At 71.0% G+C, this 13,231-nt stretch carries 11 protein-coding genes; 5 read left to right on the top strand and 6 right to left on the bottom strand.

Features of this window, described 5'->3' with window-relative positions:
• Positions 1 to 65: 65 nt before the first annotated feature.
• Both OG858_RS12005 and OG858_RS12000 read right to left on the bottom strand, forming a co-directional pair.
• Positions 66 to 752, bottom strand: a complete 687-nt coding sequence (locus OG858_RS12005) for a hypothetical protein (protein WP_086748923.1) — start codon at positions 750 to 752, stop codon at positions 66 to 68.
• 118 nt (positions 753 to 870) lie between these two features.
• The gene (locus OG858_RS12000) at positions 871 to 2,205 is read right to left on the bottom strand and encodes a DUF2252 domain-containing protein (RefSeq protein ID WP_086748922.1); all 1,335 of its coding nucleotides are present in this window, start codon (positions 2,203 to 2,205) and stop codon (positions 871 to 873) included.
• Between the two features lie 213 nt (positions 2,206 to 2,418).
• On the opposite strand from OG858_RS12000, the gene dnaE reads away from it, so the two are divergent.
• Complete coding sequence (gene dnaE / locus OG858_RS11995) at positions 2,419 to 5,958, top strand: DNA polymerase III subunit alpha (protein ID WP_086748921.1); 3,540 nt, start codon at positions 2,419 to 2,421, stop codon at positions 5,956 to 5,958.
• A 146-nt stretch (positions 5,959 to 6,104) separates the two neighbouring features.
• On the opposite strand, the gene OG858_RS11990 is transcribed toward dnaE, so the two are convergent.
• Positions 6,105 to 6,269 (bottom strand): hypothetical protein, encoded by a 165-nt coding sequence (locus OG858_RS11990; protein ID WP_199923884.1) that lies wholly within the window; start codon positions 6,267 to 6,269, stop codon positions 6,105 to 6,107.
• 265 nt (positions 6,270 to 6,534) lie between these two features.
• Between OG858_RS11990 and OG858_RS11985 the strand changes: the two genes are divergently transcribed.
• From OG858_RS11985 to OG858_RS11970, 4 genes are all read left to right on the top strand, one after another.
• Entirely contained in the window at positions 6,535 to 7,758 is a 1,224-nt protein-coding gene (locus tag OG858_RS11985) for an NYN domain-containing protein (protein ID WP_319066065.1), read from the top strand.
• Between the two features lie 145 nt (positions 7,759 to 7,903).
• A complete protein-coding gene (locus OG858_RS11980) occupies positions 7,904 to 8,929 on the top strand; it encodes an ABC transporter ATP-binding protein (RefSeq protein ID WP_179201380.1) in 1,026 nt (341 codons plus the stop codon).
• Positions 8,930 to 9,035: 106 nt separating this feature from the next.
• Positions 9,036 to 9,860 (top strand): ABC transporter permease, encoded by an 825-nt coding sequence (locus OG858_RS11975; RefSeq protein ID WP_086752552.1) that lies wholly within the window; start codon positions 9,036 to 9,038, stop codon positions 9,858 to 9,860.
• 34 nt (positions 9,861 to 9,894) lie between these two features.
• On the top strand, positions 9,895 to 10,566 hold the full coding sequence (locus OG858_RS11970; RefSeq protein WP_086752542.1) for a DUF2567 domain-containing protein: 672 nt from the start codon (positions 9,895 to 9,897) through the stop codon (positions 10,564 to 10,566).
• A 253-nt stretch (positions 10,567 to 10,819) separates the two neighbouring features.
• On the opposite strand, the gene ybaK is transcribed toward OG858_RS11970, so the two are convergent.
• The 3 genes from ybaK to OG858_RS11955 all read right to left on the bottom strand — a co-directional run bounded on the left by ybaK (position 10,820) and on the right by OG858_RS11955 (position 13,159).
• Positions 10,820 to 11,320, bottom strand: a complete 501-nt coding sequence (gene ybaK / locus OG858_RS11965) for a Cys-tRNA(Pro) deacylase (protein ID WP_086752544.1) — start codon at positions 11,318 to 11,320, stop codon at positions 10,820 to 10,822.
• Between the two features lie 17 nt (positions 11,321 to 11,337).
• Positions 11,338 to 12,078 carry an LON peptidase substrate-binding domain-containing protein gene (locus OG858_RS11960; RefSeq protein ID WP_086752546.1) on the bottom strand — a complete coding sequence of 247 codons (741 nt, stop codon included), beginning with the start codon at positions 12,076 to 12,078 and terminating at the stop codon, positions 11,338 to 11,340.
• Positions 12,079 to 12,148: 70 nt separating this feature from the next.
• Complete coding sequence (locus tag OG858_RS11955; protein ID WP_086752548.1) at positions 12,149 to 13,159, bottom strand: hypothetical protein; 1,011 nt, start codon at positions 13,157 to 13,159, stop codon at positions 12,149 to 12,151.
• Positions 13,160 to 13,231: the final 72 nt, after the last annotated feature.

The following is a 13,231-nucleotide window of genomic DNA, read 5'->3' as shown; positions in this document are numbered from 1 at the left end:
GTGGGACGCGCACACATGGTGCGCGGGTACGGGTGGTGGGGGATCTGCTCGTGCTCAGGAGGTGGTCACGCGAAGGTGACCGAGCACGGCGGTCCACGCCGTCCCAGGGAGTGCGTGTGGACAAGGGTGCGGGCACTGGCCGTACGGTGCGCGGTGCGCGTCGGCCGGTGCTGTGCCCTCAGGGGCCGCACCATGACCGCGGCGACCGCGATCAGCAGCGGCCGGAAGCCGGCGGCGACCGCGGCGTCCAACAGCTGGGCCAGCGCCCGCTCGCCGCGCCGCAGCCAGGCGGCGGCCAGGAGACCGACGCCGATGTGCGCGGCGAGCAGCAGCCAGGCGGCGCCCGGACCGGCGCCCGCCAGCAGTGCCGCCGCCCGCTCGGAGCCGCCGGTGACCCGCGCCAGCGGCGCGCCGACGCTGCCGCCGCCGCACAGCATGTCGAGACCGACCTGGCGCAGCGGACCGGTGACGGGTCCGCCCGCCTCGCCGTAGCAGGCGTGCTGACCCGTGGTGAACACCGTGTCGGCGGTCAGCTCCAGTGGGATCAGCACACCGGCGATCCGCCCGAAGCCGCGCTCGCGGCCGGCCAGCGCGTAGGCCACGAGGAAGACGGCGGCGGTGATCGCGGCGACGGTGGTGAGCGGGAGCGGGACCCCGGACAGCAGCACGTGCGACGCGGTGCTGAGCGTCACGACGACCGCTGCGAACAGCGCCGCGCGTGCGGCTCTGAAGGGGGTCCCGGATATGTCCATGGCGTTGGAGAGTGTCCCACGTACACCCGTAAGGGACCGCTAAAGGTCCCTGTGAGTGCGCGATCTCATTTCTCGGTGATGGCCCGCGGGCCGGGGTTTCGCGGGGCTGTTCAGTGGTTCAGTGGTTTCGCAGGCCGGGGATCCGGCCGTTGCGGAAGAGGTCGACGAAGATCTGGTGGTCCGCACGCGCGCGTGCGCCGTACGCGTGCGCGAAGTCCACCAGGAGGGGCGCGAAGCCCTCCTCGTCGGCCGCGATCGCCGCGTCGATGGCCCGTTCCGTGGAGAACGGCACCAGGGACTGCCCGGTCAGGTCGTCCGCCGCCGCGTGCATCGTGGCCGTGGCCCGGCCGAGGTCGGCGACGACCGCCGCGATCTCCTCCAGGTCGTCGATGTCGCTCCAGTCCAGGTCCACCGCGTACGGCGACACCTCGGCGACCAGCTGCCCGGCGCCGTCCAGCTCGGTCCAGCCCAGCCACGGGTCGGCGTGGGCCTGCAGAGCCCGCTGGGAGATCACCGTGCGGTGGCCCTCGTGCTGGAAGTAGTCACGGATCCGCTGGTCGGTGACATGGCGGGAGACGGCCGGGGTCTGGGCCTGCTTGATGTAGATCACGACGTCGTTCTCCAGCGCGTCGCTCTGCCCCTCCAGCAGGATGTTGTACGACGGCAGGCCCGCCGAGCCGATCCCGATGCCCCGGCGGCCGACGACGTCCTTCACCCGGTACGAGTCCGGGCGGGTCAGCGAGGACTCGGGGAGCGTCTCCAGATAGCCGTCGAAGGCGGCCAGCACCTTGTAGCGCGTCGCCGCGTCCAGCTCGATGGAGCCGCCCCCCGGCGCGAAGCGGCGCTCGAAGTCGCGGATCTCCGTCATCGAGTCGAGGAGACCGAAGCGGGTCAGCGAGCGAGCGTCGCGCAGCGCGTCAAGCAGCGGGCCCTGGGCGGTGTCCAGCGTGAACGGAGGCACCTCGTCCCGCTTGGCGCCGGTCGCGATGGCGTGGATCCGCTCGCGGTAGGCGGCCGCGTAGGTCTGAACCAGCTCGGTGATCTGCTCGTCGCCGAGCGCCTTCGCGTACCCGATGAGCGCCACGGAGGCGGCGAAGCGCTTCAGGTCCCAGGTGAAGGGGGCGACGTACGCCTCGTCGAAGTCGTTCACGTTGAAGATCAGGCGGCCCGTGGAGTCCATGTACGTGCCGAAGTTCTCCGCGTGCAGGTCGCCGTGGATCCACACGCGCGAGGTGCGCTCGTCCAGGAACGGACCGGACGCCTTCTCGTCGTCCAGATCCTTGTAGAACAGGCACGCCGTACCCCGGTAGAACGCGAAGGCCGAGGCCGCCATCTTCCGGAACTTCACGCGGAACGCGGCCGGGTCGGCGGCCAGGAGCTGGCCGAAGGCGGTGTCGAAGACGGCGAGGATCTCCTCGCCGCGTCGCTCGTCGTTGAGCTGCGGAACCGACATCGCTGGGTGCCTCCTGGTGGATCACGGGTGGGTCGACTTCACAACGTGCGAAGGCGCGCGCGAGTGCCCGCGACTCCTCCCCGAAAGGTACGGGGGACTCCCTCGCGGTGTCAGTGCCGAGGCATAGACTTCGACGCTGTCCCCCAGACTGTCCGCAGCCCGTGGGGAAGTCGTTCACGCTTGTTTCCCCTGTGTCCCCTGGAGGCCGAAGCCGTGTCAAAGCCGCCGTTCACGCACCTGCACGTCCACACCCAGTACTCGCTGCTGGACGGTGCCGCGCGGCTCAAGGACATGTTCAACGCGTGCAACGAGATGGGCATGACCCACATCGCCATGTCCGACCACGGCAACCTCCACGGGGCCTACGACTTCTTCCACACCGCGAAGAAGGCCGGCGTCACCCCGATCATCGGCATCGAGGCGTACGTCGCCCCCGAGTCCCGGCGCAACAAGCGCAAGATCCAGTGGGGCCAGCCGCACCAGAAGCGCGACGACGTGTCCGGTTCGGGTGGTTACACGCACAAGACGATCTGGGCGGCGAACAGGACGGGCCTGCACAACCTCTTCAAGCTCTCCTCGGACGCGTACGCCGAGGGCTGGCTGCAGAAGTGGCCCCGAATGGACAAGGAGACCATCTCCCAGTGGTCCGAGGGGCTCATCGCCTCCACCGGATGCCCCTCCGGCGAGCTCCAGACCCGGCTGCGCCTCGGCCAGTTCGACGAGGCGGTGAAGGCGGCCTCCGAGTACCAGGACATCTTCGGCAAGGACCGCTACTTCCTGGAGCTGATGGACCACGGCATCGACATCGAGCACCGGGTCCGCGAGGACCTGCTCAGGGTCGGCAAGAAGCTCGGCATCCCGCCTCTCGTCACGAACGACTCGCACTACACGTACGCGCACGAGGCGACCGCGCACGACGCGCTGCTGTGCATCCAGACCGGCAAGAACCTCTCCGACCCGGACCGCTTCAAGTTCGACGGCACCGGCTACTACCTGAAGTCCACGGACGAGATGTACGCCGTGGACTCCTCGGACGCCTGGCAGGAGGGCTGCGCCAACACCCTGCTGGTCGCCGAACAGATCGACACCTCCGGCATGTTCGAGGCCAAGAACCTCATGCCGAAGTTCGACATCCCCGACGGCTTCACCGAGGTCACCTGGTTCCAGGAGGAGGTCCGCCGTGGCATGGCCCGCCGCTTCAACGGCGACGTCCCCGACGACCGCCAGAAGCAGGCCGAGTACGAGATGGACGTCATCATCCAGATGGGGTTCCCGGGGTACTTCCTCGTCGTCGCCGACTTCATCATGTGGGCCAAGAAGCAGGGCATCGCGGTCGGCCCCGGCCGTGGTTCCGCCGCCGGGTCGATCGTCGCGTACGCCATGGGCATCACCGACCTCGACCCGATCCCGCACGGTCTGATCTTCGAGCGGTTCCTCAACCCCGAGCGTGTCTCCATGCCCGATGTCGACATCGACTTCGACGAGCGCAGGCGCGTCGAGGTGATCAGGTACGTCACCGAGAAGTACGGCGCCGACAAGGTCGCCATGATCGGCACGTACGGCAAGATCAAGGCGAAGAACGCCATCAAGGACTCCGCGCGCGTGCTGGGCTACCCGTACGCGATGGGCGACCGGCTCACCAAGGCGATGCCCGCCGACGTCCTCGGCAAGGGCATCGACCTCAACGGCATCACCGACCCCTCCCACCCGCGCTACAGCGAGGCGGGCGAGATCCGGGGAATGTACGAGAACGAACCGGACGTCAAGAAGGTCATCGACACCGCCAAGGGTGTCGAGGGCCTGGTCCGGCAGATGGGTGTGCACGCGGCCGGCGTGATCATGTCCAGCGAGCCCATCGTCGACCACGCCCCGATCTGGGTGCGGCACACCGACGGCGTGACCATCACCCAGTGGGACTACCCGCAGTGCGAGTCGCTCGGCCTGCTGAAGATGGACTTCCTGGGCCTGCGCAACCTCACGATCATGGACGACGCCATCAAGATGGTGAAGGCCAACAAGGGCATCGACCTGGAGATGCTCGCCCTCCCGCTGGACGACCCCAAGACCTTCGAACTGCTCTGCCGCGGTGACACCCTCGGCGTCTTCCAGTTCGACGGCGGCCCCATGCGCTCGCTGCTCCGCCAGATGCAGCCCGACAACTTCGAGGACATCTCCGCCGTCTCGGCCCTCTACCGGCCGGGCCCGATGGGCATGAACTCGCACATCAACTACGCGGAGCGCAAGAACAAGCGCCAGGAGATCACGCCGATCCACAAGGAGCTGGAGGAGCCGCTCGAAGAGGTCCTCGCGGTCACCTACGGCCTGATCGTCTACCAGGAGCAGGTGCAGAAGGCCGCCCAGATCATCGCCGGGTACTCGCTCGGCGAGGCCGACATCCTGCGCCGCGTGATGGGCAAGAAGAAGCCCGACGAACTGGCGAAGAACTTCGTCCTCTTCCAGGCGGGCGCCCGGAAGAACGGCTACAGCGACGAGGCCATCCAGGCCCTGTGGGACGTCCTGGTCCCCTTCGCCGGCTACGCCTTCAACAAGGCCCACTCGGCCGCGTACGGCCTGGTCTCCTACTGGACCGGCTATCTGAAGGCGAACTACCCGGCCGAGTACATGGCCGCGCTGCTCACCTCGGTCAAGGACGACAAGGACAAGTCGGCGGTCTACCTCAACGAGTGCCGGCGCATGAAGATCAAGGTGCTCCCGCCGAACGTCAACGAGTCCGAGCACAACTTCGCCGCCCAGGGCGACGACGTGATCCTCTTCGGCCTCGAAGCCGTGCGCAACGTCGGCACGAACGTGGTCGAGTCGATCATCCGCAGCCGCAGGGCCAAGGGGAAGTACGCCTCCTTCCCCGACTACCTCGACAAGGTCGAGGCGGTCGCCTGCAACAAGCGCACCACGGAGTCGCTGATCAAGGCGGGCGCCTTCGACACGATGGGGCACACCCGCAAGGGCCTCACCGCGCACTTCGACTCGATGATCGACAACGTGGTCGCGGTCAAGCGCAAGGAGGCCGAAGGACAGTTCGACCTCTTCGGCGGCATGGGCGACGAGGAGAACACCGAGCCGGGCTTCGGACTCGACGTGGAGTTCACCACCGACGAGTGGGAGAAGACCTATCTGCTCGCCCAGGAGCGGGAGATGCTCGGTCTCTACGTCTCCGACCACCCGCTCTTCGGCCTGGAGCACGTGCTCTCCGACAAGGCCGACGCGGGCATCGCCCAGCTCACCGGCGGTGAGCACGGCGACGGCGCGGTCGTCACCATCGGCGGCATCATCTCGGGCCTCCAGCGCAAGATGACCAAGCAGGGCAACGCCTGGGCCATCGCCACGGTGGAGGACCTCGCCGGTTCCATCGAGTGCATGTTCTTCCCGGCGTCCTACCAGCTCGTCTCGACCCAACTCGTCGAGGACGCGGTGGTGTTCGTGAAGGGCCGCCTCGACAAGCGCGAGGAGGTGCCCCGGCTGGTCGCGATGGAGATGCAGGTCCCCGACCTGTCGAACGCGGGCACCAACGCGCCGGTGATCCTCACCATCCCGGCCACCCGCGTCACCCCACCCATGGTCAGCCGCCTTGGTGAGATCCTCAGCCACCACAAGGGCGACAGCGAGGTCCGGATCAGGCTCCAGGGCCCGACCAAGACGACCGTGCTGCGCCTCGACCGGCACCGGGTGAAGCCGGACCCCGCCCTGTTCGGCGACCTGAAGGTGCTGCTCGGCCCGTCCTGCCTGGCCGGCTGAGCGGCCGCGGCGGCCCCGGCGGGACGGCGGCCCCGGCAGGGCGGCGCCCCCGGCGGGACGGCGGGCGTGAACGAGCGAAGGGCGCATCCGGTGTTCCGGACGCGCCCTTCCGTGTGCCCGGGCTGCAACAGCCCGTCCCGCGGATGTCAGTTGTGACCGAAGCGCTTCTGCCGACCCTTGCGGGCCATGTCGCCGGGGGTCACCTGGGTCGCGCGCTGCTCGGCCTGCGACTCCAGCGAGGACCGCTGGGCCTCCTGCTGACCACGCTCGGACTGCGGCTGCTTCCGGTCCTGCTTCTTGTTCTTGGCCATGGGGATCTGCCTCCTGTGGGGGATCTAGGGGCCAGGGCCGCGACCAGACTCACATAACATGATAACGCGCGCATTTCGGAAAATCACCGTCCGTGACGAGAGTTGCCGGAGCGCGTGCGGTGACGCGTCGGCGTGGGTGCCGCGTTGGAGCAAGCTCGTGGTGAAGACGCCACGCCGAAGATCGAGTTCCGGCCGTTAACCTTCGCGCGGTCGGGCAGACTCGAAGCAAGCCCGAAGCAAACCTCCCGGAAAGAGGGTGGACCGCGTGGACCGCTGCATCGTCCTGGTGGACGCCGGGTATCTGCTCGGCGCGGCCGCCAGCCTCCTCGCCGGGGAACCCTCCCGCTCCCGCATCACCGTCGATCACGCCGCCCTCATCCAGGGGCTGCGCGAGCGCGCCGAGGCCGACACCGAGCGGCCGCTGCTGCGCATCTACTGGTTCGACGGCGCCCCCGACCGTGTCCCGCAGCCCGAGCACCGCAGGCTGCGCGTGATGCCCAGGGTGACCGTCCGGCTCGGCGCGCTGACCCGGAGTGACGGGCGGTGGGCGCAGAAGGGCGTGGACGCCGCCATGCACGCCGAACTGACCGAACTGGCCCGCAACCGCGCCTGCTCCGACGTGGTCCTCGTGACCGGTGACGGGGATCTGCTGCCGGGCATGATGGCCGCCAAGGAGCACGGTGTCGCCGTACACCTGTGGGCCGTGCAGGCCGCCGACGGCGACTACAACCAGTCCGAGGACCTGGTCGCCGAGGCCGACGAGCGGCGCGTGCTCGACCGGATCTGGATCACCAAGGCGGTACGGGCCAAGGACGTCGGCGGGATCTGTGCGCCGCAGTCGGTGCCGCGGCCGGAGATCGCCGCGATCCTGTCGGCGCCGCTGCCCGAGTCGGCCCTCGCGCCCGCCGTCGAGCGGACGCCCGGAGAACCCGAACACGCCTCGGCGGCGGGCCCCGCGCGCAACGGGGTCGAGGAACGGACGGCAACCCCCAAGGGCGTACCGACGCCGAAGGACCTGGCGGCGATGCGGGGGCCCGGGGCGCACGCCGTGCAGCATCCGGCGACGGCCACGTTGCGGTGGTCCTCCGACAAGGGGTGGGTGGACCGGCCCGGGGGCGCGTCGGAGCCGCCGGAGGCTGCGGCCATGCCGACGCTGGCGCAGCTGACGACGGCGGAGCAGCGGTGGGCCGATCGGGAGGAGGACATCACGACGGTCGGAGGTGACCCCTTCGAGGTCGGTCAGGTGTTCGCTCGGCGGTGGATGGCCCGGCTGACCGATCAGTCGCATCTGCAGAAGCTGTCGGCGATGTACCCACGGGTTCCCCACCGGGTGGACGGGGAGCTGCTGCGGTACGCGGCCCGGTTCGGGCTGCTGGCCCACAAGGACGATCAGATCGATGAGCATGACCGGTATGCGATCCGGGCCGGGTTCTGGCGGGAGATCGATGCGCGGACAGGGGTCGAGCACGCGCCCGCGGGGGAGCGGTAGGGGCGCCTGGTGGCTCGGGGACGCCTGTTCGCGAGTGATCGGCCGGTTCGTCGCGGCTGGTCGCGCCCACGCGGCGGAGCCTTCGGGCTCGGCTGGAGCGACCCGGAGGGAAATTCGCCTCCGAGACCCCGTAGGCTCGTCCCTCGTGAGTACGCGTACGGCACAGGTGATCCGACACGGTCGGGATGTCGTGTGTGCTGTGCGGGGGCTCACCAAGACGTATCCGGCGACGCGGGGGCGGCGGGGTACGCCGGGGACCCCCGAGGTGCGGGCCAACGACGCGGTGGCGCTGGAGGTCCGGCGCGGGGAGATCTTCGGATTGCTCGGACCCAACGGGGCGGGCAAGACCACTCTCGTACGGCAGCTGACCGGGCTGATGCGGCCCGATGACGGCACCGTCGACATCCTGGGCCACGACATCGTGCGGCATCCGGAGCGGGCCGCGCGGATCCTCGCCTATCTGGGGCAGGAGTCGACAGCCCTCGACGAACTGACCGTGGCGCTCGCAGCGGAGACCACCGGACGGCTGCGTGGGCTGGAGGTACGGCGGGCGCGGGCCGAGCGGGACGCGGTGCTGGAGGAACTGGGGCTGACCGGGCTCGCCGCGCGGCCGCTGAAGAAGCTGTCCGGCGGGCAGCGGCGGCTCGCCTGTTTCGCCACCGCGCTGGTCGGGGAGCGGCCGCTGCTCGTGCTCGACGAGCCGACCAGCGGCATGGACCCGGTGGCCCGGCGGGCCGTGTGGGCCGCCGTCGACCGGCGGCGCGCCGAGTCCGGCACCACCGTCCTGCTGGTCACCCACAACGTCATCGAGGCGGAGACCGTGCTCGACCGGGTCGCCGTCCTCGACAAAGGGCGGGTCATCGCCTGCGACACGCCGACCGGACTGAAGGAACAGGTCGCGGGCGAGGTGCGCGTCGAGCTGGTGTGGCGGGAGAAGGCCCCGCTGGACGTGCCCGAGGTCGCCGCGCTGCGTCCGCGCGCCGTGGAGTCCGGGCGCAGCTGGACGCTCCGGCTCGCCCCCGAGGAGGCGCGCGCGGTGGTGGCCACGGTGACCGGGGGCGCCGCCTTCGTGGCACTCGACGACTTCACCCTCGCCACGCCGAGCCTGGAGGACGTCTACCTGGCACTCGGCGGCAGCGCGGGCAGTGCACAGGGACTGGTCAAGGGGTGAGGGACGCGGGCGTGTGCCGGAGAACAGTCGGTGCGGATGTGAACGGCAGGGCTGCCACGGCCGTACGAAAATGGGCGACAGCCGAAGCGAAGAGGAGCCGCTCGACGTGAGTGTCGTACCCGCCGAGATCCTGCCGGGCCAGGCCCTGGCCGCCGAGGAGCACGTGGAGCGCCGAGCCGCCGAGCTCGGGCCCCGCGCGCGCCTGTGGCCGTCGCTCTGTGCCGTGTACCGGGCGCAGCTCTCCCGGGCACGCGTCGCGCGGATCCCGCTGCTGTTCGTGGCCACCTTCCAGTCGATCGGGATCATGATCCTGATGCGCGGTGTGGTGGACGGCGGTGCCGAGGCGCACGCCGTGGTCGCCGGTTCGGCGGTACTCGTCGTCGCCTTCGTCGCGCTGAACCTGCTGGCCCAGTACTTCGGACAGCTGCGGTCCAGCGGAGGGCTCGACCACTACGCGACGCTGCCGGTGCCACCGGCGGCGGTGGTGCTGGGCGCGGCGGGGGCGTACGCCTCCTTCACCGTGCCGGGGACCGTCGTGACCGCCGTCTTCGGCTGTGTGCTCTTCGGGCTGCCGCTGACCCACCTCTGGGTGCTCGTCGCCGTGATCCCGCTCGCCGGGGCCGCGCTCGCCGGGCTGGGCGCCGCACTGGGCCTGCTCGCCCCGCGCCCGGAACTCGCCACCGTGCTCGGGCAGCTCGGCATGTCGGCGGCGCTCCTGCTGGGCGTGCTGCCGGCCGACAGGATGCCGGGCTTCATCCGGTTCGCGCGGGACCTGCTGCCCTCGACCTACGGTGTGGAGGCCTTCGCGCGGACCTTCGGGCCGGACCCCGACTGGGCGTTCGTGCTCGGTGACCTCGCCGTGTGCGCGGGGGTCGGGGTCGTCTCCCTGGCCGTCGCCACCTGGGCGTACCGGCGGGCCGCCGTCCGGTGACGCGGCGCACAGCCGCGCCTGGCACGATGGCAGAGTGACCGCACCGTTGACTCCCCCACCGCCGCCGCACGACCAGTCCCCGAACGACCCCTGGGCTCCGCCGCCCACCAGCGGCGGGGACGAGGCGGAACTCTGGTACGAGCCGCAGAAGCCGGCCGGTCCCGGGCTGAGGACCGAGCTGATCGAGGCCGCCGTCGTCACCGCGGTCATGGCGCTGCTCGGCGGCGCGCTGCTCGGGCTCATGTGGTGGTGGCTCGCGCCGCACGTACCGCTCGTCTCCGACGGGTCGGCGGTCTATTTCAAGGACACCGAGGGCGAACAGGCCGTCGGCGTCGACGGCACGTTCACGCTGCTGGCGCTGGGAGCCGGCGCGCTGAGCGCACTCGTCGTCTTCGTGCTGCGCCGGCGCGGTGGGGTGCCCCTCGTCGTGGCGCTCACGGTCGGCGGGCTGCTGGGCGCCGTGCTGGCGTGGCGGCTCGGGGTCTGGCTCGGACCCGAGACCGATGTCGCGGCACGGGCCAAGGAGGTCGGGCAGGGGGTGACGTTCTCCGCGCCGCTGAAGCTCGCCGCGAAGGGGGCGCTGCTGGCGTGGCCGCTGGCGGCGTTGCTCGTCCACCTCGGGCTGACCGCGTTGTTCGGGCCGCGGGATCCCGAGCCGTTCGAGGGTGAGCAGATCAAGGACGGGTACGGGGCGCCGGTCGCGTGACGTCCTGGGCGCCTGGTGGGCCGGGGGTTCGGGTGCGTCGGCGTCTGCGGGGGCGTCGTGGTTGCTCGCGCAGTTCCCCGCGCCCCTGAAAAGCAGGGGCTGTGCCCCGTGCACTTCAGGCCCGCAGGGCCTGGTCCTTCAGGGGCGCGGGGAACTGCGCGAGAAGCCCACTCACCCGCCCACGCACCCGCACCCGCCCACGCACCGGAAACCCCCGAGCCCTGACGCGTGACCCCCAGGAACTACACCGGGGTCACGCGCGGGCGATGGGCGCGGCCACCGCTTCCGTCAGCTTCAGAAGGTCCCGGGGGGCCAGCTCGACCTCCAGGCCGCGGCGCCCGGCCGAGACGCAGATCGTGTCGTGGGCGTCCGCGGAGGCGTCCAGCACCGTGCGGAGCTTCTTGCGCTGGCCGAGGGGGGAGATGCCGCCCCGGACATAGCCCGTCGTGCGCTCCGCCAGGGTGGGGTCCGCCATCGCCGCCCGCTTGCCGCCGACCGCCGTCGCCAGCGACTTCAGGTCCAGCGAACCCGCCACCGGCACGACCGCGACCACGAGCACGCCGTCGACGTCCGCCACCAGGGTCTTGAAGACCCGTTCGGGGGAGACGCCCATCGCCTCGGCCGCCTCCTCGCCGTAGGACGGATGCGCGGGATCGTGCTCGTAGGCATGCACGGTGAACTCCATGCCGGCCGCGCTCAGGGCCACCGTCGCGGGCGTTCCGCCCGCCTGCTGCTTCTTCGACTTCTTCGCCATCGGCCTTCTCGTGTACGTCAGTTGAGGCTCGTCGGGCCCCGCGTCAGCTCCGACGCGGGCAACGACGGCAGACTACGGATGATGGCGGACTCGGCGCGCAGGAGTGTCAGCTCGTCGCGCAGGCGGGACGCGGTGTCGGGGGCCTGCAGGAGCCGCTGCTTGGCGGGCGTGTCGAGCATCATCGCCGCGGCGACCAGGTACGAGACGACGGCCGGCTCGTCCGGGAGGTCCGCGCCCGTCGACAGCGAGCGCTCCCGGGCGCCCGCGAGTCGCTTCTGGTACTGGCGGAACGCCCGCAGCACGCCCTCCGCCAGCGCGCCCGCCTCGTCGCCCGCGTCCTCCGGCAGCTCCTCCAGATCCGCCACGAGGAACGGGCCCGAGGCGTCCACGGAGAGCAGACGCGCCCGGGTGGTCCCGGTCGCGAGGACCTCGTACGTGCCGTTGTCGCGCTCCCTGATGGTTGCCGCGTCGGCGATGCAGCCCACGGAGTGGAACGCCTTGGTCGGCTCCTCGCCGAAGCCCGCGGTCGGGCCCCGGTCGGGCAGGGCGGTCGGATCCGGCATGCCGGGGGCGCTCAGCGCGACCTCGTGGCCGTCGCGGATGGCGACGACGGCGAAGCGGCGGGGTTGGTCCTCGGGGGTCTTCAGCAACTCGCGCATCATGGCGCGATAGCGCTCCTCGAAGATGTTCAGAGGAAGCACGAGCCCCGGGTACAACACCGAGTTCAGGGGGAAGAGCGGCAGCCGGACGGTGGTCACGAGGCCAGAGCCTAATGGTCGTCGGGGCGGGCGTGTTCGTCCGTACTCGTTTGGTGACCTCCGGTGAGACCTAACCCTCGGCTCGCGTCGGCCGCTCCGGCCGTGCGCGCAGCGGGATCGAGCACGCCACCTCCAGCCGTACGCCGTCCCGCAGCTGGAGGAACTGGCCCAGCGGATCGTCCGACATCCGGTCCCACGGGAACGACGTGGCGTACGGGCCGATCAGGCGCAGCTGGGTCAGGGCGTCCGTCCAGCGCTCCAGCCGGACCAGGACGTAGGTGAGCAGATTGCGGACCTCGGCCGGCCAGGGGTCGCCCGGCTCGTACTCGGCGGAGAGCGCGATCGCGCCGTCCGCCGCCTCGTCCAGACGTGCGCGGGGGATCACGGCCCCGCCCCCCTCGGCGAGGTACGCCAGGGCCGCCCGTACCGGCAGGGCCCGGACGAGGGAGCCGGGGAGCGCGTCCTCGGCGGCCCGCTCGGCGAAGTCGAAGCACTCGCGGTGCGAGCCGTACCAGGCGGCCGAGAGGTACTTCAATGCCGAGACGTGGCAGCCGTAGTGGTGCGGGGAGCGGCGGACCGCCTCCGCCCACAGCTGCTCGAAGCCGGTGTGGCCGAGGCCCGTGCCCCGGGCGTGGTCGAGGGCGATCCGCCAGGGCACCGGGTCGCGCGGCTCCCCCTCGGCGGCCGCGGCGATCAACGGGTTCACCTCGCGCAGCAGTTCGACCCGGGCGGGGGAGCGCCAGCCGCGGGCCACTGCCAGCTCGGCCCTGATCAGCAGGGCGTCAGGGTCGTGCGGGGCGGCCGTCTGCCAGGCCCGCAGCCACCCGTCGCGCGCCTGGGCGAAGGCGGCCAGCCGTAACGCGTACCGGTCGCGGTTCTCCCACTCGGCCGCCTCCCGGGTGATCGCCAGCAGCTTCGCCGCGGGCGCGTACTCACCACGGCCGGCCGCCACCAGCGCGGGTCCGAGCCGCCCGTCGGGGGCGTCGAGCAGGACCTCGTCGTCGGCGGTCAGACCGGCACCGAGCCGTGAGGTGTGACGTGCCATCCGGGCGGTACGGACGAGCGCGCGCAGCGGACCCATGACACCCCTTTGCGCCTGAGCCGGCGCCGCTCTCGCGGACCGGGTTCTCGCCATCGTGGTCACGCAATCGAT

The organism is Streptomyces europaeiscabiei, assembly GCF_036346855.1.
Lineage (GTDB): Bacteria > Actinomycetota > Actinomycetes > Streptomycetales > Streptomycetaceae > Streptomyces > Streptomyces europaeiscabiei.
The sequence above is the reverse complement of the archived record's forward strand: the minus strand, read 5'-3'. Positions and strand labels throughout refer to the sequence as shown.